General features: G+C 71.0%; 13 protein-coding genes, 2 pseudogenes and 1 riboswitch. Of the genes and pseudogenes, 11 read left to right on the forward strand and 4 right to left on the reverse strand.

The features are described 5' to 3' along the window. Nucleotides 1–126: 126 nt before the first annotated feature. Both OHS58_RS11055 and OHS58_RS11060 read left to right on the forward strand, forming a co-directional pair. Nucleotides 127–285: pseudogene (locus OHS58_RS11055) on the forward strand (hypothetical protein); the annotation flags it as partial. A 106-nt stretch (nucleotides 286–391) separates the two neighbouring features. Continuing rightward, a pseudogene (locus tag OHS58_RS11060) lies at nucleotides 392–475 on the forward strand (cellulose binding domain-containing protein); the annotation flags it as partial. Nucleotides 476–480: 5 nt separating this feature from the next. Here OHS58_RS11060 and OHS58_RS11065 read toward each other — a convergent pair. Further along, nucleotides 481–657, reverse strand: coding sequence for a hypothetical protein (locus tag OHS58_RS11065; RefSeq protein ID WP_328648150.1), 177 nt, complete (start codon nucleotides 655–657; stop codon nucleotides 481–483). Between the two features lie 19 nt (nucleotides 658–676). On the opposite strand from OHS58_RS11065, the gene OHS58_RS11070 reads away from it, so the two are divergent. The 7 genes from OHS58_RS11070 to OHS58_RS11100 all read left to right on the forward strand — a co-directional run bounded on the left by OHS58_RS11070 (nucleotide 677) and on the right by OHS58_RS11100 (nucleotide 8,804). Beyond that, on the forward strand, nucleotides 677–1,618 hold the full coding sequence (locus OHS58_RS11070) for a glycoside hydrolase family 5 protein (RefSeq protein ID WP_328648151.1): 942 nt from the start codon (nucleotides 677–679) through the stop codon (nucleotides 1,616–1,618). Between the two features lie 321 nt (nucleotides 1,619–1,939). Next, nucleotides 1,940–3,382, forward strand: coding sequence for a hypothetical protein (locus OHS58_RS11075; protein WP_328648152.1), 1,443 nt, complete (start codon nucleotides 1,940–1,942; stop codon nucleotides 3,380–3,382). Nucleotides 3,383–3,412: 30 nt separating this feature from the next. Further along, entirely contained in the window at nucleotides 3,413–4,243 is an 831-nt protein-coding gene (locus tag OHS58_RS11080; RefSeq protein WP_247052149.1) for an AfsA-related hotdog domain-containing protein, read from the forward strand. Between the two features lie 40 nt (nucleotides 4,244–4,283). Then, nucleotides 4,284–5,099: a carboxymuconolactone decarboxylase family protein gene (locus OHS58_RS11085; RefSeq protein ID WP_328648153.1), complete on the forward strand. Its 816-nt coding sequence runs from the start codon at nucleotides 4,284–4,286 to the stop codon at nucleotides 5,097–5,099. Further along, complete coding sequence (locus tag OHS58_RS11090; protein ID WP_328648154.1) at nucleotides 5,096–5,797, forward strand: HAD family hydrolase; 702 nt, start codon at nucleotides 5,096–5,098, stop codon at nucleotides 5,795–5,797. Before OHS58_RS11085 ends, OHS58_RS11090 begins: the two co-directional genes overlap by 4 nt. Nucleotides 5,798–5,824: 27 nt before the next feature. Then, nucleotides 5,825–6,826 carry a zinc-dependent alcohol dehydrogenase family protein gene (locus tag OHS58_RS11095; RefSeq protein ID WP_328648155.1) on the forward strand — a complete coding sequence of 334 codons (1,002 nt, stop codon included), beginning with the start codon at nucleotides 5,825–5,827 and terminating at the stop codon, nucleotides 6,824–6,826. 592 nt (nucleotides 6,827–7,418) lie between these two features. Continuing rightward, the gene (locus OHS58_RS11100; protein WP_328648156.1) at nucleotides 7,419–8,804 is read left to right on the forward strand and encodes a sugar porter family MFS transporter; all 1,386 of its coding nucleotides are present in this window, start codon (nucleotides 7,419–7,421) and stop codon (nucleotides 8,802–8,804) included. 343 nt (nucleotides 8,805–9,147) lie between these two features. Here the strand turns inward: OHS58_RS11100 and OHS58_RS11105 are convergent, their stop codons facing one another. Continuing rightward, nucleotides 9,148–10,008 carry a TIGR03619 family F420-dependent LLM class oxidoreductase gene (locus tag OHS58_RS11105; RefSeq protein WP_328648157.1) on the reverse strand — a complete coding sequence of 287 codons (861 nt, stop codon included), beginning with the start codon at nucleotides 10,006–10,008 and terminating at the stop codon, nucleotides 9,148–9,150. A gap of 349 nt (nucleotides 10,009–10,357) precedes the next feature. Further along, nucleotides 10,358–10,436: riboswitch (S-adenosyl-L-homocysteine riboswitch) on the forward strand. Between the two features lie 14 nt (nucleotides 10,437–10,450). Here OHS58_RS11105 and metH point away from each other — a divergent pair. Continuing rightward, nucleotides 10,451–14,092, forward strand: coding sequence for a methionine synthase (gene metH, locus OHS58_RS11110; RefSeq protein ID WP_328648158.1), 3,642 nt, complete (start codon nucleotides 10,451–10,453; stop codon nucleotides 14,090–14,092). Nucleotides 14,093–14,096: 4 nt separating this feature from the next. On the opposite strand, the gene OHS58_RS11115 is transcribed toward metH, so the two are convergent. Further along, nucleotides 14,097–15,248, reverse strand: coding sequence for an FAD-dependent monooxygenase (locus tag OHS58_RS11115; RefSeq protein ID WP_328649791.1), 1,152 nt, complete (start codon nucleotides 15,246–15,248; stop codon nucleotides 14,097–14,099). 225 nt (nucleotides 15,249–15,473) lie between these two features. On the opposite strand from OHS58_RS11115, the gene OHS58_RS11120 reads away from it, so the two are divergent. Continuing rightward, nucleotides 15,474–17,354: a hypothetical protein gene (locus tag OHS58_RS11120; protein WP_328648159.1), complete on the forward strand. Its 1,881-nt coding sequence runs from the start codon at nucleotides 15,474–15,476 to the stop codon at nucleotides 17,352–17,354. Between the two features lie 67 nt (nucleotides 17,355–17,421). Here the strand turns inward: OHS58_RS11120 and OHS58_RS11125 are convergent, their stop codons facing one another. After that, nucleotides 17,422–18,828: a hypothetical protein gene (locus OHS58_RS11125; protein ID WP_328648160.1), complete on the reverse strand. Its 1,407-nt coding sequence runs from the start codon at nucleotides 18,826–18,828 to the stop codon at nucleotides 17,422–17,424. Between the last annotated feature and the right edge of the window lie 112 nt (nucleotides 18,829–18,940).

Below are 18,940 nucleotides of genomic sequence, written 5' to 3' on the forward strand. Positions count from 1 at the left end.
CGTTGGAGTGGATTCCGGGTTGTTCGCGGGCGTTCGCCACGAGGTTTACAGCCGCCGGGCCGCGCGGTAGCGTCCACCGGTGCTGGGAGCGCTCTCATATCCAGGTCGTGCACAAAGGAGTGATCGATGCGTTCCGGACCAGCACTGCTCGGCGCCCTCAGCGCGCTCGCCGTCGTCGGCGCGACGACGGCCTTCACCCTCGGCACGCCGTCGCCCGCTTCGGCGGCGACGGCCTGCGAAGTCGGCTACACGGTCAACGACTGGGGGAGCGGCTTCACCGCCAACCTCACCCTGAAGAACCTCGGGACGGCGCCGCTGTCCGGCTGGCAGATTCAGCTACGCCTACGCCGGGAACCAGCAGCTCCAGCAGGGCTGGAACGCCACCTGGGCCCAGACGGGCAAGACGGTCACCGTCACCCCGGCGGGCTGGAACGGCACCGTCGCCCCCGGCTCGTCGATCACCGCCGGGGCCAACTTCGGCTACAGCGGCACCAACACCGCGCCGGCGTCGATCAGCGTCAACGGCGCGCCGTGCGGCGGCACGCCACCCCCGACGACGACCCCGCCGCCGACGACCGTCACCACCACCCCGCCACCGGCCGGGGGCGCGCCCGCGCTGCACGTCGCCGGCAACCGGCTGGCCGACTCCGCGGGCACGCCGGTCACCCTGCGCGGGGTGAACCGCTCCGGCGGCGAGTTCGCCTGCGTGCAGGGCAACGGCATCTTCGACGGCCCGATGGACGCCGCCTCCGTGGCCGCCATCAAGAGCTGGCACGCGAACGTCGTGCGCGTGCCGTTCAACGAGGACTGCTGGCTCGGCCTGCCGAACGTCGAGCCCGCCTACGCCGGCGCGACCTACCGCGCCGCGCTCAAGTCCTATGTGGACCTGCTGCACCAGAACGGTCTCGTGGCGATCCTGGATCTCCACTGGACCCAGGGCGTCTACACCGGGAACTCCTCGGCGTGCACCGACGTCAACTCGACGTGCCAGAAGCCGATGACCGACGCCGCGCACGCGGTGGACCTGTGGACGTCGGTCGCGACCGCGTTCAAGGGTGACGACGCCACGATCCTGGACCTGTTCAACGAGCCCTACCTCGACCGCGCGGTCTCCGGCTCGGCCGCGGCCTGGACGTGCTGGCGCGACGGCGGGTCGGCGTGCACCGGCATCGGCTACGCGGTGGCGGGCATGCAGACGCTGGTGAACGCCGTCCGCGCGACCGGTGCCACCAACGTGCTCATGCTCGGCGGCCTGGCCTACTCCAACGACCTCACGCAGTGGCTGCAGTACAAGCCGAGCGACCCGGCGGGCAACCTCGTCGCGTCGTGGCACTCGTACAACTTCAACACCTGCAGCTCGTCCTCCTGCTGGGACGCCCAGCTCGCCCCGGTCGCGGCGGCCGTGCCCCTGGTGGCCGGCGAGATCGGCGAGAACGACTGCGCGAGCGGGTACGTCACCGGCCTGATGGACTGGCTCGACCGCCACCAGGCGTCCTACCTCGGCTGGACCTGGAACACCTGGAACTGCTCGACCGGGCCCGCGCTGATCTCGGCCTACGACGGCACGCCGACGGCGTTCGGCGCCGGCGTCCGGCAGCACTTCCTCGCCGCGGGCTGACCCGCGTCCACCGAAGTGTGAGAAGTTCGTCCGGCGCTGCGCGCGGACGTCCGCACATGCATAATGGCGGAGGCGGGTTCGCCCGCCCCGTGGTGCCGGCCGATGACCCCCAGGTCGGCCGGCATCACCCTTTTCCTGCCTCGTTCCGCCCCTGACGGCGATTTCAGGACGTGAGCCGCACCTTTGTCACATCGTGGGCCGTAACGGTCACGCTGCGGTACTGTCGACCGGTGCACCAGTACTCCGGAAATCGTTGGATGAACGATGAGTCGACAGGTCAAGCCAGGGAGTAAGCCCTACCGTGCACAGCTGCGCGATCGCTTGGCCGCCCTGGGGTTTCCCGGCGAGGTGATCCCGGCGCGCGTGGCGGAGAACCTGATCGTCGAATGCCGGGTCCCGCCCCGCACGGCGTGGCGGCTGGCGTCCGAGTTGTCGCTCGACGTGGCGGCGCACCAGTACAACACCCTTACGGGTGACCCCCGCGCGGGTATGCGCGGGACCCGTATCTGGGAGTACGAGCAGTGGCCCGACCGCGGCGTCCGGCCCACGTTCGCGGCGCTGCGCGTGCTGGCCCAGGTGTACGGCACGAGCTGGAAGTCCCTGCTCGGGCTGCGCGACCTCGAACAGCTCCCGCCGAAGGACCTCGCCGAGTACCACGCCGACGTCGAGACGGTGGAGCCGGTGGTGCCGGTCGCGCCCGCGGCCGTCGTCCCGGTCGCCGCCAAGGCCGCGGCACCCGTGCTGAGCTACCCGATCCGCTCGATCGTCCACGTCGACCCCGGCGCGGACACCGAGGTCGGGGTGACCTCGCTCGACGACGCCATCCTGCTCACCACGACCAACGTGGACGAGGTCCAGCTCGACGACCTGTGGTCGGACCTCAACTTCCTGGGCAGCGCGTACACGCGGACCGCCCCCGACTCGGTGCTGGGCCAGCTCGCCGTCGTCGAGGAACGCACGGCCGCGCTGCTGAAGGGCCGGCAACGGCCGAAGCAGACCCAGGACCTGCTCATGGTCGGGGCGAAGTGCGCCGCGATGATGGCGTGGATCGCGGGGGACCTCGGGCGCTACCGGCTTTCGCGCGAGCTGAACTCCGCCGCCTGGCTCTACACGCAGTACGCCGACGACTTCCTCGCCCGGCGCTGGGTCCGCACGTCGCAGGCGCGCGTGGCGTTCTGGGCCGGCAACGGCGTGGAGTCCGCGAAGCTCGCCGCCGACGGGCTCAACTACCAGGTCGGCGGGCGGCTCACCGACGCGCCGCTGATCCTCGCCGAGGCGCGCGGTTGGTCGTCCGTGCGGGCCGAGCCGCAGGTGCTGGACGCGATCGCGCGCTGGACCAGCATCGAGGACCCGGAGCTCGGGGCCGGCGGCGAGGACCAGTTCTTCAACATCACGAAGGACCGCCGGCACTACATGGCCGGCACGTCGCTGCTCTCGGTCGGGCAGGCGTCGGCGGCGCTGCGCGAGTTCGGGACCGCCCGCGAGGCCTACGAGCGGCTGTCGCTCGAGAACCGCTGGGAAGCGATGGACCCGATGATCCGGATCGACATGGGCCGCGCGCACCTGCTGCTCGACGATCTCGAGGGCGCCGCCGCGCAAGTGGAACCGCTCTTGATCGCGGATGTGAGCAGACAGCCGGACATGGTGCGTGCCATGCTCAAGGTCCTCGCCGCCGAGCTGTCCGGTCCGCGCTGGCGCTCGGTCCCGACGGCCCGGAACCTCGCGGAGGCCCTTGTGGACGCGCAGGCGTCCACGCGGGAATGACGCTCGACCCGATCCCGGATGGAGGTGCCGATGGCAGGACCTGATGGTTCTGCGTGCCGGGCACCCCACGACAGTCCTGCCGAACCGGCCGACGCCGCCCCCGACTGGGCGTTGCACGGCCGGACACGCCGGCAGGTCGTGGTGGTCGCCGACCGCTTCGCCAGGTTCGCCCGCGGTGACCAGGTGTTCACGGTGTCGGGGCTGCTGGCCCTGATGACGTCCGACGGCCCGGACGTGGCCGGGTGCAGCTGGGTCGTGCACCCCGGCCAGGGCATCGACGGGACGGACTGCGACCTGCTGGAAGCCGCCGCCGAGAAGAGCGGCGCCACCGTGTTCCTGGCGGACCCGGACGCGTTCCGGCCGCTGCCGGTGGCCCCGGCGATCGTCCACAAGCACCGCGCGGAGAACGTCCTGCTCGCCGGCGTGCACAGCCCGGAGGTCACGCTCTGCCAGGCTGACCTGCGCGTCCACCGGGACAACGAGCTCGTCCTCGACCACCACACCGGCGAACACGTGCAGGGCATCGTGATCATCGAGGCGATGCGCCAGATCTGCATCGCGCAGTTCGAGACCGCGGTCCGCCCCGCCCTGACCTCGGCGGGCTACGCGGGGGTGTGGAAGCGGATCGACATGTCCTTCGAGGACTTCCTGTTCCCGCTCCCGGCCACGGTCGAGTCGCGCATCGAGGAGTCCGACCTCGAGCGGGCGCACCACCTGAAGTTCCGGGCCACCGCGGTGGTGCGCCAGCACGGGCGCACCGTCGCCACCGCCGGCATCGACTACGCGATGATCCGGCTGGAACGCATCGACACCCTGGAACGCCGCAAGGCCGACCAGGCCACCCGGGCCTACCTGGGCTGAGCAAGGCACCGAACACCACTGCGGAAGGAACCCCACGACGATGTCCGACGTGCCGGAGCAGGACCGCGCTGCCGCGTCCTTCGCCCAGGGATTGGAACTGATCCAGCAGCTCGGCGGGGTGGACCGCCCGGCCGTGCTGGACCTGTTCGAGAGCATCGGCGAGGCGGAGTTCGGCGAACAGTGCGTCGGGTTCATCTACGGCGACGTCTACCACCGCCCGGGCCTCCCGCTCCCGGACCGGCAGCTGGCGACGGTCGCCGCGCTCATCGCGCTGGGCTACGCGGGCTCGCAGCTGCAGTTCCACGCCAAGGCCGCGCTGAACGTCGGCTGCACCCGCCGTCAGCTGGTCGAGACGGCCATCCAGATCAGCTCGTTCGCCGGGTTCCCGGCGACGCTGAACGCGCTGGGGGAGCTGAAGGCCGTGTTCGCCGCCCTGCCGGCCGAGGAACCCCCGACGGGGGAGGCGGCCGACGTGCCGTGGGCCGGCATCGAGGACCGCTACGAGCGCGGCCTGGCCGCGATGAAGGCCGTCGACGGCGACGCGGGCGAGAAGGTCGCCCAGGCGCTCGAAGACATCGCGCCCGACTTGGCCCGGTACATCGTCGAGTTCACCTTCGGCGAGATCTACACCCGGCCGCACCTGACCCTGCGGCTGCGCGAGATCGTCACGATCGCCGCGTGCGTGGCGCTCGGCACCGCGACCCCGCAGCTGAAGGTGCACCTGCACGCCACGCTCAACGTCGGCGGCACCGAGAAGGAGATCGTCGAGACGATCCTGCACCTGGCCTTCTACTGCGGCTTCCCGGCCGCGCTCAACGCGATCGCGGCCGCGCGGGAAGTGTTCGCGCAGCGGTGAGCGCCCTGCGCAAGCTCCGCGTGGTCGCCCTCGACTGCGACGGTGTGCTCATCGACGACACCTACCTGGACGTGATCGCCCGGTTCGTCACCGACCACGGCGGGGTGTACGACGCCGAGGCCGAGCGGGACGTGATCGGGCTGCGCGACCTCGTCGTCGCCGAGAAGGTCACCCGGCTCTGCGCCCTGGACCAACCGGCCGAGGAGACGCTGAAGCAGCTCTGGGCCGCGCGGCAGGAGTACCTGCGGGAGCACCCGATCCGGGTGGCCGAGGGCGTCCAGGACTGCCTGACGGCGTTGAGCGGCCTGCCCGTGCGGCTGGTCTGCTACGGCGGGCGCACCCGGAAGCACACGTTCGACCGGTACCTCGGCGACTTCACCGCGCTGCTCGACGCCGAGGTGCCGTACGTGAGCATCAACGAGCACCGGCCGGGTGTCGAGCACATCGCCCGCACGGTCTTCGACGTCGCGTTCGACGAGATCGTGTTCGTCGACGACGTCAGCCGGGTGGCCGCCGACGCCCGCGAGCACGGCGCCGGCTTCCTCGGGTTCCCGTCGAGCCCGGCGCACGCGCGGCAGCGGGAGTTCATGGCCGGGCTCGGCGTCCGGCACCTCCCGGCGTCGCTCGCCGAACTGACCCCGGATCTTCTCGTGATGGTCGACGAAGAGCTGGCGACTTCGACACACTGGCCCTGTTGATGGGTTTCCCACCTCCTTGGAGCCGCTGTGAAGTACTTTTCCCTGCCGCGTCCCGGCGCCGGACTCGTCCTCGGCGAGCGTGACGCCCCCGAACCCGGCCCCGGCCAGGTCCTGGTCCGGCTGCACGGCTGGGCGGTCAACGCCCGCGACCTGATGATCCTCAAGGGCTTCTACCCGAAGCCGGTCAAGCCGGACGTCGTCGCGCTGTCCGACGGCGCGGGCGAGGTCGTCGGGGTCGGTGACGGCGTGCGCGCGTGGTCGGCGGGCGACCGGGTGGCGGCGACGTACTTCCCGAACTGGCTCGCGGGGCCCGGCACGCCGGAGAAGACGGCGGACGACCTGTTCGGCTCGCTCGACGGGACGCTGGCCGAGTACGCCGTCTTCCCGGAGGACGCGCTCGTGGCCGTCCCCGCGCACCTGGACTACGCCGAGGCCGCGACGCTGCCCAGCGCCGGCGTGACGGCGTGGCGCGCGGTCGTCGAGGAGGGCGGGGTGTTCCCCGGCCAGACGGTGCTCACCCTGGGCAGCGGCGGCCTGTCGACGTTCGCCCTGCAGTTCGCAGCGCTCGCCGGCGCCCGCGTCATCGCGACGTCCAGCTCCGACGAGAAGCTGGCGCGGCTGCGTGAGCTCGGCGCGGCCGAGACGATCAACTACACGACCACCCCGGAGTGGGGCCTCGCCGCGGAGGAGCTGGCCGGCGGCGGCGTCGACCACGTCGTCGACGTCGGCGGGGGCGGCACGATCGGCCAGTCGATGCTCGCCGCGCGCGTCGGCGGGCACGTCAGCGTCGCCGGCGTCCTCACCCACGAAGGTGCGGCCGACCCGGTGCTCGTGCTGGTCAAGCAGCTGACCCTGCGCGGGCTCACCAACGCCTCCCGCGAGACGTTCCAGACGATGAACCGCGCGATCGAACGCACCGGCCTGCGGCCCGTCATCGACCGCCGGTTCGCCTTCGACGACGTCGCGGCCGCCTTCAAGCACCTGGAGTCCGGCGCCCACGTCGGCAAGGTCGTGCTGGAAAGCGCGTGACCGGGTAATTTTTGCCGGTCCGGCTGGGTAGTTCTGCACCTCGATCTACGATTTCCGCAGCTCAAGCGGGGTGCGTGGGGCCGAAAAACTGCCCTCCGGGCAGGAATGGCGGCGGATGCCGGTACCGAGGAAAGTGGTACCCGACAGACATCGGACATCGTCCGAGCAGGCTGCGGCTGCTCGGCCCGACGGTCCGGTCTGGGGGCGCGGAGGGGGTTCAACCACCTGGGGGTGGGTTGAACCCCCTCCTGCTGCGTCCGGACCCCTTCTTCCCCCGCCCGGCGTATAACGCCGAATACGTCCGGTTGCCGCCCGCCGGTTCCGGGAGCGCTTTCACAAATCGCGTCCCGCATTTGTCCACTGTGGATCTTTGAACCGTCTTCCGCGTCGATCCGTGTCCACTGTGTACCCATTCGAGGTTGTGAATGAAGGGTCGGCGTACGGAGCAATGCCGTGCGCCTTACGCTGTCACATATGTGAATGGCGATCACGTTTCTGAATCGTTATCAAGGACTGTCTTGCCCGGTTTTTTCCGGCGTGTGAGTGTGGTGGCCGCTGGCTGGACTGGACCTATGAAAGAGGCGACCCGGCAATGACGCAGACGGCCCCGCCACGGCATATCAGCCGAACAACTCTGTACTTCTTCGGCGCACTCGGCGGAATCCTGTTCGGATACGACCTCGGGGTGATCTCCGGTGTGCTCCCGTTCATCGGGAAAGTGTGGTCGCTGACCGCCTGGGACAAGGGCGTGATCACCGCCAGTCTCTCGATCGGTGCCATCGTGGGCGCGCTGTTCTCCAGCCGCATCAACGAAGCACTCGGCCGGCGGCGCACCATCATGGTCGCCGCGGCGATCGTCATCGTGGGCACGCTGGCGGCGACCTTCTCGCCGACGTTCGCGTTCCTGGTGATTTCGCGGCTGGTCATCGGGCTCGGGATCGGGCTGTCGTCCTCGACCGTCCCGACCTACCTCTCCGAGCTGGCACCGGCGCGATTGCGCGGCGCGATGGGCGCGCTGAATCAGATCTTCATCGTGCTCGGCATCCTGATCGCGTTCCTGACCAGCTACTTCCTCGGCCCGATCTCGGCCTGGCGCTGGATGTTCGCCGGCGCGATCGTGCCGGCGGCGATCCTGCTCGTCGGGCTCGCGTTCCTGCCGGAGACGCCGCGCTGGCTGGTCAAGAACGGCCAGGAGGAAGAGGCGCGGCGGGTCCTGGCGAGTGCGCACGGCAACACCGTGAACCTCGACGAGGAGATCGCGACCATCCGCGACGTCATCCAGATGGACACCGAAGGCAAGCCGCGGTTCCGCGACCTGTTCTCCGGTTTCGTGCGGCCGATGATGATCGTCGCCGCGCTGCTCGCGATCGGGCAGCAGTTCAGCGGGGTCAACGCGATCAACGCGTACTTCCCGACGATGCTGATCGGCCTCGGGTTCGCCACGCAGGCCGCGCTGCTGTCCGGCGTGCTGCTGGGCGTGACGAAGTTCCTGTTCACCGCGTGGGTCGTGTTCGTGGTGGACCGCTGGGGCCGCAAGCCGCTGCTGCTCATCGGCAACGTGATCATGGTGATCACGCTGGTGGCGGCCGGGCTCGTGGTGCTGAACGTCCACGACACCGGCACCCGCGGCATCCTGATGCTGGTCATGATGGTGCTGTACCTGGTCGGTTACGAGCTCGGCTGGGGCGCGGTCGTCTGGGTGATGATGGCCGAGGTGTTCCCGCTCAAGTACCGGGCGGCGGGCATGGGCGTCAGCAGCGTCATCCTCTGGGCGGCGACGGGCATCGTGAGCGCGGTGTTCCCGCTCATCTCCGCCGTGGGCTCGCTCGGCATCGGCGGTTCGATGTTCCTGTTCGCCGGGATCAACGTGGTGCTGTTCGTGCTCACCAAGTGGATCGTCCCGGAGACGAAGGGCCGTTCGCTGGAGCAGATCGAGCTGGACCTGCGAGCGCGCCAGGGCGTGGCAGCCAAGAGCTGATCTTGGTGGTGTGAATGGCGGGGGTGCGGGAAGACTGCACCCCCGCCGTCTCGCGTTCCCGAACCCTTGCGCTGTAGCCGGACCAGCGTTCGGCTACCGACACCGCCGGCCCGCCGTTCCGGCGACCACACCGCCGCAGGCCAACCCCGCCGCACCAGAAGCCGCACGCGCCACACCGGTACCGGTCGTGAGTGTTTAGGAGGGTTAGAACCCTCCTAAACACTCACGACCCCCAGCCGCAGCGCCCGCGAGTCCCGGCAGCCCCGCAAGCCTCGGCGGTTACCGAGGGCGGCCAGTCGGACGATCCGGGCCGACGCGGTGACCGGGGTTGCCGGGTAAGTGGTCAGGCGACGGGGGCCGTGGCCAAGCCGAGTTTTCCCGCCAGCCGGCCGATCCAGGCCGCGACCTCGTCGGGGGAGCGGTCCGGGAGGCCGAAGATCACCTCGGTGACGCCGAGTGCGTCCAGGTGCGCCAGCCGCGGTGGGTCCGGGCGCTCGCCCAGTGCGTGGATCGACGGGGCTCCGGAACGTCCCTCGTCGTGCCAGATCTCCTTCAGCAGTGCGACGTGGCCGTCGAGGTCGGTGTCCGCCGGTGTGGTGATCCAGCCGTCCGCGTGGCGGGCTATCCAGCGGAACGTCTTCTCCGTCGGGCCCGCGCCGAGCAGGACCGGGATGTGCGCCTGGACCGGTTTCGGCCACGCCCAGCTGGGGCCGAACGAGACGAACTCCCCGTCGTAGGCGGCTTCTTCCTCCGTCCACAGTGCACTCATCGCCTCGAGGTACTCGCGCAGGGCCGTGCGGCGGCGGTTGCCGGGTACGCCGTGGTCGGTCAGCTCGTCGACGTTCCAGCCGAACCCGGTGCCGAGCGTGACGCGCCCGCCGGAGAGGTGGTCGAGGCTGGCGATCGTCTTGGCGAGCGTGATCGGGTCGCTCTCGACCGGCAGGGCCACCGCCGTCGAGAGGCGGATCCGCTCGGTGACCGCCGCGGCCGTCGCCAGGGCGACCCACGGGTCGAGCGTGCGGCTGTACCGGTCGTCGGGCAGGGACGCGTCCCCGGTGCGCGGGTGCGGCGACTCGCGTTTCACCGGGATGTGCGTGTGCTCGGGCACGTAGAAGGTGGCGAACCCCGCGGCTTCCGCGGCCTGCGCCGCGGCCGCCGGGGTGATGCCTCGGTCGCTGGTGAACAGCACGATTCCGTAGTCCACGCGAGGGACTGTATTAGAACGTGTTTCAGTTTTCAAGCGGCCGCCGTCCCGCATCGCGGGACCGGCGGGGGTGGCCGATCTCGCTTTCGGTATACCTGTGCGCACAGTGCGTGACCGGATCGAGCGTCGATCGAGTGTTGCTGGACGCCGCCCGGGTAAGCAGACGGGGAGCAGAGCGCCGACGTTCGCCGGGTCATAGTGGGTGAGCCCGGGAACGGCCGGTCGGAACGGGGTGGTGGCGAGTGGAGCCGACGATCCATTGTGGACGCGCGTGGGTGGCGTCCCAGCCAGTGGACGGACCCGTGGGGCGGGATGGTGTGCCGGGCCGGGGTTCCAGTACCCTGGATCGAAGGCCGAGAGGCGCTGCAACGGGCCAGGGGGCCCGCCACGCTCGGCCGGGACCAACCACCCAAGGGCGCCTCCCGATTGAGGGAGGCTGCCGGTGAACCCGATCACCCCGCACGAATCCGAGGCCACCGCGCGGCTGCGCGAGCTGCTCAGCCAGCGGGTGGCGGTTCTCGACGGCGCTTGGGGCACGATGCTGCAGGGCGCCGGGCTCACCCCGGCCGACTACACCGGTGACCGCTTCGGCGACCACACCCACGACGTCACCGGCGACCCCGACCTGCTCAACATCACCCGGCCGGACGTCATCCTCGACGTGCACCGCCAGTACCTCGCGGCCGGCGCGGACATCACCACGACGAACACCTTCACCGCCACCAGCATCGGCCAGGCGGACTACGGCCTGCAGGCCCACGTCCACGAGATGAACGTGCGCGGCGCGCAGCTGGCCCGCCAGGCCGCCGACGAGTTCGGCGGCCGGTTCGTCGCCGGGTCGATCGGCCCGCTCAACGTCACCCTCAGCCTGTCGCCGAAGGTCGACGACCCGGCGTATCGCGCCGTCACGTTCGAGCAGGTCAAGGCCGCCTACGCGGAGCAGATCGCCGGTCTCGTCGAAGGCGGCGTCGACCTGCTGATGATCGAGACCATCTTCGACACGCTCAACTGCAAGGCCGCCATCGCCGCCGCGCGCGACGTCGCGCCGGAGCTGCCGCTGTGGATCTCGGTCACCATCGTCGACCTGAGCGGGCGGACGCTCTCGGGGCAGACCGTCGAGGCGTTCTGGAGCTCGGTCGAGCACGCGAAGCCGCTGGTCGTGGGCGTCAACTGCTCGCTGGGTGCCGAAGAGATGCGCCCGCACGTCGAGGAACTGTCGCGGATCGCCGACACCTACGTCGCCTGTCACCCGAACGCCGGGCTCCCGAACGCGTTCGGCGGGTACGACCAGACGCCGGACGAGACCGCCGGGCTGATCGGCGGCTTCGCCCGCGACGGCCTGGTCAACCTAGTCGGCGGCTGCTGCGGCACCAGCCCGGCGCACATCGAGAAGATCGCCGCCGCCGCGAAGGGCGTCACCCCGCGCGAGGTTCCCGCGCCGCCCGCGTTCACCCGGTTCAGCGGCCTCGAGCCGTTCGGCATCAACGCCGACACCGGGTTCGTGATGATCGGCGAGCGCACCAACGTCACCGGCTCCAAGCGGTTCCGCCGGCTCATCGAGTCCGACGACCACCAGGCCGCCGTCGACGTCGCGCTGGAGCAGGTCCGCGGCGGGGCGAATCTGCTGGACGTCAACATGGACGCCGACCTGCTCGACAGCGAGGAGGCGATGACGACGTTCCTCAACCTCATCGCCACCGAGCCCGAGGTCGCCCGCATCCCGGTGATGGTCGACAGCTCGAAGTGGACCGTGCTCGAAGCCGGCCTGCGCTGCATCCAGGGCAAGGGCGTCGTCAACTCGATCAGCCTGAAGGAGGGCGAGGAGCCGTTCCTCGCCCAGGCCCGGATCATCCGCAACTACGGCGCCGGCGTCGTCGTGATGGCCTTCGACGAGCAGGGCCAGGCCGACACCGCCGACCGCAAGGTCTCCATCTGCGGCCGCGCGTACGACCTGCTGACGCAAAAGGCCGGGTTCGCGGGCGAGGACATCATCTTCGACCCGAACGTGCTGGCCGTCGCCACCGGCATCAGCGAGCACAACGGCTACGCCAAGGCGTTCATCGACGCGCTGCCCCGGATCAAGGAGCGCTGCCCCGGCGTCCACATCAGCGGCGGCATCTCGAACCTGTCGTTCTCCTTCCGCGGCAACGACATCGTCCGCGAGGCGATGCACTCGGCGTTCCTGTTCCACGCCGTCCAGGTCGGCCTCGACATGGGCATCGTCAACGCCGGCCAGCTCGCGGTCTACCAGGACATCCCGCCCGAGCTGCTCGAACTGGTCGAGGACGTGCTGTTCGACCGCCGCGAGGACGCCACCGACCGGCTGGTGAGCTTCGCCGAGAACGTCAAGGGCAGCGGCACCAAGCGCGTCGTCGACCTGTCCTGGCGCGAAGGCACGGTCGAGGAGCGGCTGTCGCACGCGCTCGTGCACGGCATCGTCGACTACATCGAGGACGACACCGAAGAGGCGCGCCAGCTCAAGGCCCGGCCCCTCGAGGTGATCGAAGGCCCGCTGATGGACGGCATGAAGATCGTCGGCGACCTGTTCGGCGCGGGCAAGATGTTCCTGCCGCAGGTGGTCAAGAGCGCGCGCGTGATGAAGCGCTCGGTCGCCTACCTCGAGCCGTTCATGGAGGCCGAGAAGGAAGCGGCCCGGCTGGCGGGCAAGGCGGCCGTGTCGAACGGCCAGGGCAAGGTCGTGCTCGCCACGGTCAAGGGCGACGTCCACGACATCGGCAAGAACATCGTCGGCGTGGTGCTCGGCTGCAACAACTACGAGGTGATCGACCTCGGCGTGATGGTGCCGGCGGCGAAGATCCTCGACATCGCGGTCACCGAGGGCGCCGACGCGGTCGGGCTGTCCGGGCTGATCACGCCGTCGCTCGACGAGATGGTCAACGTCGCCACGGAGATGCAGCGCCGGGGCCTGAAGATGCCGCTGCTCATCGGCGGCGCGACGACGTCCCGCCAGCACACCGCGGTCCGCATCGCCCCGGTCTACGACAACGCGACGGTGCACGTGCTCGACGCGTCGCGCGTGGTCGGCGTGGTGTCCGACCTGCTCGACCCGGACCGCTCGATCGTGCTGGCCGAGAAGAACCGGGCCGACCAGGAGGTGCTGCGCGAGCAGCACGCCAACAAGCAGCGCCGGCCGATGCTCAGCCTCGAGCAGGCGCGCGCGAACCCGGAGACGGTGTCGTTCGCCGACCTGCCGACCCCGGAGTTCACCGGCGTCCGGGTCGTGGAGCCGAGCATCACCGAGCTGCGCGAGATGGTCGACTGGCAGTTCCTGTTCCTGGCCTGGGAGCTCAAGGGCAAGTACCCGGCGATCCTGGACCAGCCGGTCGCGCGGGAGCTGTTCGACGACGCGAACACGCTGCTCGACCAGATCATCGCCGAGGGCGGCTTCACCGCGAAGGGCGCCTACGCGTACTGGCCGGCGCACACCGAGGGCGACGACATCCTGCTCGACGGCGAGTTCTCGCACATCGGGTTCCCGATGCTGCGGCAGCAGACGTCGAAGCCGGAGGGCCGCGCGAACCGCTCGCTCGCCGACTACATCGCCCCCGAGGGCGACCACCTCGGCGGCTTCGCGGTCGCCATCCACGGGGCCGAAAAGCTCGCGGCGAAGTACGAGGCCGAGCAGGACGACTACCGCGCGATCATGGTCAAGGCGCTGGCCGACCGGCTCGCCGAGGCCTTCGCCGAGTACATCCACCTCAAGGCGCGGCGCGGCTGGTTCGAGCCGGACGCCGACCCGAAGCTGGAGGACCTGCACGCGGAGCGCTTCCGCGGCATCCGCCCGGCGCTCGGCTACCCGGCGAGCCCCGACCACAGCCAGAAGCGCGAGCTGTTCGAGCTCCTGGAGGCCGACGAGCTGGGCATGGCCCTGACCGAGTCGTTCGCGATGACGCCGGCGGCGAGCGTGTCCGGGCTGATCTTCGCCCACCCGGACTCGAAGTACTTCACCATCGGGCGGCTCAACCGCGATCAGATCGAGGACTACGCGCGCCGCAAGGGCGTCGAGGTCGCCGAGGTCGAGCAGTGGCTGCGGCCGAACCTGGCCTACGAGCCCAAGGCGTAGCCGGTCAGCTCGGGTAGTCCTTCAGCTCGATGTCGGTGGCGAACTTGTCGGTGGCCTTGAGCATCATGCGGAGCAGGAAGCGGGACTTGAACGTCCAGTCCCGCATCCTGATCCGCAGCGGGGACGGCGGCGCGAGGAACGGGCCCGCGCTGCCGCGCTGCGAGATCTTGGCGTAGCCCCGGAACTGCTCCTCGTAGCGGGCGAAGGCGGCGCGGTGGTCGCCGCCGGCCGCGAGCAGTTCGCCCGCCAGCACGTACGCGCCGACGATCGCGAGGCCGGTGCCGAAGCCGCCGAGGGTGTTGCCGTAGGCGGAGTCGCCGAGCAGCACGACCCGGCCGCGCGAGTAGTGGTCGATCGTGACCCGGGCGAGCGAGTCCAGGTAGAACTCGCGGGCCCGCGGCACCTTCGTCAGCAGGTCGGGCACCCGCCAGCCGACGCCGCGGTAGGCGTCGATCAGCAGTGCGCGCTGCCGTTCGACGTCCGTGCGGTCGAAGTCGAGCTCCGGGGAGGCGAAGACGAAGAACGCCGACGCCTTCGGCCCGCCGACCGCGGCCATCCGGCCGGGCTCGTTGTACATCACGGCCTCGCCGCCGTCGACCTGCTCGCCCAGTTCCGCGAGGGCGTAGTAGTGACCGAGGAACTTGACGTAGTCGTGCTCCGGGCCGAAGGCCAGCCGCCGGACGTTCGAGTGGATGCCGTCCGCGCCGACGACGAGGTCGAAACGACGCGGCGCGGCGTTGGCGAAGGTGACGTCGACGCCGTCGGCCGTCTCGGTCAGCGACGTGATCGTGTCGCCGAAGACGTACTCGCAGTCTGCGGCCGTGCGCTCGTACAGCAGCTCGGCCAGGTCGCCGCGGCGGATCTCGATCTCGCCGCCGGTGAACTCGCCCGGGATCACCGCCTGGGGCCGGCCCGCGGCGTCGACGACCGTCTGGTCCTGCCCGCCGGTCGCCCGCTTGCGGACCTCCGCCAGGATCCCCATCCGCTCCAGCACGGTCCGGTGGGTGGGGCCCTTGAAGTCGACGGCCTGGCCGCCGGGGCGCACCGAAGCCGCGCGTTCGACGAGGGTGACGGTGCAGCCGTAGCGGGTCAGCCAGTGGGCGAGGGCCGGGCCGGCGATGCTCGCGCCGGAGATCAGGACCTTGAGGTTCTTCATGGCGTCGTTGGTCATGGGGCAGAGCTTCGCCGCCGGGCCTTACCGGTCGCTGGCGAAGCGCTGACGGCCACCGTCAGCACCCGGTGCGTCACCGTCGAGAGTGGACGGTGACGACGGAAAATTCCCGGCGGGGAGGCCGGTTTGCGCGGTGGTTTTCGCTTGTTGACCTGCTTCGGCTCCGGGAGGACCATTCTCGCGGGGGAGAGGGGGCGCACGGTGCTGGGGATGGAAACGCCGCTGGTGACGACCGGGGTCGGCGAGCTGCTGAGCCGCGGTGAACACGCGCTGGAAGCCGACGGGGACCTGCGCGCGGGCCGGGAGTGGTTCGACCGGGCCTACCGCGCGGCGGATCAGGAGTGCGACGGCGCCGGGATGGCCCGCGCGGCGCTGGGCCTGGCCGGGTTGTGGGTGCACGAGCACCGCGGCGCGCCCGCGGCGGCGTTGCTGCAGGCGCGGTTGCGCAGCGCCCGGTCCGCCGTCGACCCGGGTTCTTCGCTCGCGTTGCGGCTGAAAGCGCGGCTGGCCGGCGAAGCGGACTACGTGGCGGGGGAGAGCAACCAGATCCTCGCCGTGCTGGAGGAAGCCAAGCGCGCGGGCGACCCGGTCGCCTGGGCCGAAGCCGCCAGCCTGGCCCACCACTGCCTGCTCGGGCCGGACCACGGCGGGCAGCGCCGGGCGCTGGCCCAGGAGCTGATCACCGAGGGCTTCCGGACGTCGCGGCGCAGCGACCTGCTGATGGGCCTGCTCTGGCGGACCGTCGACCTGTTCCTCGACGGCGACGCGCACGCCCAGCGCGGGCTCGCCGACCTGCGGGGCCTGCTGGCCGAGCAGGACCACCTCGCGGTCGGGTTCGTGCTCGACGCGATCGACGTCATGCTCTGCATCCGCGCGGGCCGGTTCGCCGAGGCCGAGCAGCGGGCCGCGGCCTGCGCCCAGCGCGGTGAGCTGGCGGGCGACGCCGACGCGACCGGCTGGTACACCGCGCAGCTCGGCGCCATCCGCTGGTACCAGGGCCGCGTCGCCGAGCTGCTGCCGGTGCTGCGCGAGACGGTGCATTCGCCGACGCTCAGCGCGGTCGACAACGCACTCGTCGCCGGGCTGGCCGTCGCCGCAGCCTCGGCCGGGGACGAGCGCGAAGCCGCCGGTGCGCTGGCGCGGTTGCGCGGCCGCGACCTGGCGCTGCTGCCGCGGTCGAGCAGCTGGCTGGTGTCGATGTACGGCATCGTCGAGTCCGCGTGCCTGGTCTCGGACGTCGAATCCGCGCTCGCCGCGTACGCGCTGCTGACGCCGTTCGCGCGGCTGCCGATGACGGCCAGCCTCGCCGTCGCCTGCTTCGGTTCGGTGCAGCACGCGCTGGGCGTCGCGATGCTGACCGCGGGTGAGCCCGAGCGGGCCGTCACGCACTTCCGGGCGGCCGTGCGGGACAACCTGGCGCTGGCGCACTGGCCGGCCGTCGCGCTCTCGCGGGCCCGGCTCGCGCAGGCCTTGGCGTTGCTCGGTGCCCCCGAAGCCGCCCGGGAACTGGCGACGGCGACCCGGGAGGCCACGGAACTCGGGATGACGCTGCCCGCCGCACCGGCGCGGCCGGCCGGGCGGGTCACCTGCCGCCGGCAGGGCCGGCAGTGGCTGTTCGCGCTGGGCGGCCGGTCGGTGCTGGTCGAGCACAGCGTCGGCATGGGCTACCTCGCGACGCTGCTGGACAACCCGGGCTACGAGCTGTCGGCCGTCAACCTCGCTGCCGGCCCCGGCGTGACCGCCGCGACGACGTCCGGGCAGCCGGTGCTGGACCCGGCGGCGACCAGCCACTACCGCAAGTGGCTGGCCACCCTGGAGGCCGAGCTCGACGAGCACGAGGCCAACCACGACGACGGCCGCGCCGAGCGGGTGCGCTCCGAGCGCGACTGGCTGGTCGGCGAACTCTCCGCGGCGGCCGGGCTGGCCGGGCGCGTCCGCGAGTTCGCCGGCGCCGAGGAGAAGGCGCGGATCGCGGTGGGCAAGGCGATCCGCCGCGCCCTGACCCGCATCGCGACGGCCGACGCGGTGATCGGCGACGCCCTGCGCGACGGCGTCCAAACGGGCAACCGCTGCTGCTACCGCCCCGGCTGAGCTGGTCTGCCGCGGCTTGTCGTGAGTGGTAATGAGGGTTAGAACCCTCATCACCACTCACGAGGCGCTACTGGACCGCGCCATTCTGGGTGAGCAGGGTGTCATACCAGGCGTCGTACGGGTGGTTGGACGCCGGGTAGCTCGCCAGGGGCGTCGTCGCGTCGCCCGCCGAGTCGAAGTCCCAGCCGCGCACCAGCTTGCCCGACTGGCGGGCCGCGGTGATGAACGCCGACTCCGTCGCGGGCGCGCCGTAGAACAGCGCGCCATCCTGCAGTTCCGCGCTATCGCCCTTCTGGAACTCGTCGAAGGCCACCTGGCGGTAGCGGATCCGGTCGCCGGTCACGCCGGGCGTGTCCACCCGCAGCGTCTGCGCCGGGGTCGGGCCGTCGGCCGCGGTCCGGACCGTCACCGTCCGGCCGCCGCCGGTGGCCGTGGCGATCGGGAACCGCGCGTCGGACGTCTTGGCGTTGCCGGACCACGCGACCGTCGTGCCCGAGAGCGTGCCGTTCCAGCTCCAGTTCTGGCTGCTGCCCTGGCTCCGGTGGATCTCGCGCAACTGCGTGCCGCTGGTGAATGCCACGCTCGGCAGCACGCCGTTGTCGTACTGGTGGCTGGCCTGCCAGGTGATCTCGCCATCCGCACCGAGCTTGCCGACGCGGTACCAGAGCGTGGTCGCGGTCTGCGACTGGTGGACCTCGACGAGGTCGCCGTTGTCGTTCAGCGCGACGGCCGGGGTCTGCCCGTTGTCGTACTTCCCGTGCCGCAGCCAGGTGATCCGCCCATCGGCGCCGTAGGTCCCGGTCCAGTACCAGAGCCCGCCGCCGCCGGAGTCGTGCACCTCGACGACCTGGCCGCGCCCGTTCAGCGCGACCGCCGGGTGGTAGCCGACGTCGCGCTTGTACTCCGCGCGCGTCCCGGCGTCGCCGGAGAGCAGCGGCAACACGCGGCCGCGCAGCGCGTCCACGGACGGCTGGCCCGCGGGGTAGTCCTTCGCCTGCAGCAGGCGGCCGCCGAAGACCGACTCCAGCTCCTGGTTCAGCGCTGTCAGGTTGCCCGCCGCGAAGTTCGGGTTGTCGGTCAGGTCGTCCTTCAGGTCGAGCATGACGACGATCGGCGCGGCGGCCGGGTGCGCCGCCGACCACGTGTTCACCGTGGCCAGCCAGTCGCGCAGGTTGTTCGACGCCGGGTTGCCGCCGCTGTGGTCGACGAGGTTGCCGGGCGAGTCGTGCCCGACGCCGTAGTCGTGCGAGGTGGCGTAGCCGTTGTCGTGGATGTCGAGCTCGATGAACCGGACGCCGTGGTCGAGCTGGTAGGCCAGGGCGTTCTTGGCGCCGTCGACGTTGCCCGAGTAGCTGTTGTGCGTGGCCCGGAAGACCGAACCGGTGAACGGCGGGCTCGCGGCGTGCGCCGTGCCGCCGGTCAGGAGCGCGGAAGCCGTCAGAACGGAGACGGCCAGGGCGGGCAGACGGGTCATCCTCGGGTCCTCACCTCGGGTACGGGGAGCCGTCCCATCCTGGCGGGCCTTCGCCGGCGCTGTCTCGAACTTCGGGTGGAACGTGGTGGAACGGCATGGAACGCCCAGGAGG

Source organism: Amycolatopsis sp. NBC_00348, assembly GCF_036114655.1.
Taxonomy (GTDB): domain Bacteria; phylum Actinomycetota; class Actinomycetes; order Mycobacteriales; family Pseudonocardiaceae; genus Amycolatopsis.

Excerpts from the sequence above, each read along its gene's own strand:
- OHS58_RS11080 (WP_247052149.1), top strand. The coding sequence starts at position 3,413 with ATGGCAGGACCTGATGGTTCTGCGTGCCGGGCACCCCACGACAGTCCT.
- OHS58_RS11085 (WP_328648153.1), top strand. The coding sequence starts at position 4,284 with ATGTCCGACGTGCCGGAGCAGGACCGCGCTGCCGCGTCCTTCGCCCAG.
- OHS58_RS11100 (WP_328648156.1), top strand. The coding sequence starts at position 7,419 with ATGACGCAGACGGCCCCGCCACGGCATATCAGCCGAACAACTCTGTAC.
- OHS58_RS11115 (WP_328649791.1), bottom strand. The coding sequence starts at position 15,248 with ATGAAGAACCTCAAGGTCCTGATCTCCGGCGCGAGCATCGCCGGCCCG.
- OHS58_RS11120 (WP_328648159.1), top strand. The coding sequence starts at position 15,474 with ATGGAAACGCCGCTGGTGACGACCGGGGTCGGCGAGCTGCTGAGCCGC.
- OHS58_RS11125 (WP_328648160.1), bottom strand. The coding sequence starts at position 18,828 with ATGACCCGTCTGCCCGCCCTGGCCGTCTCCGTTCTGACGGCTTCCGCG.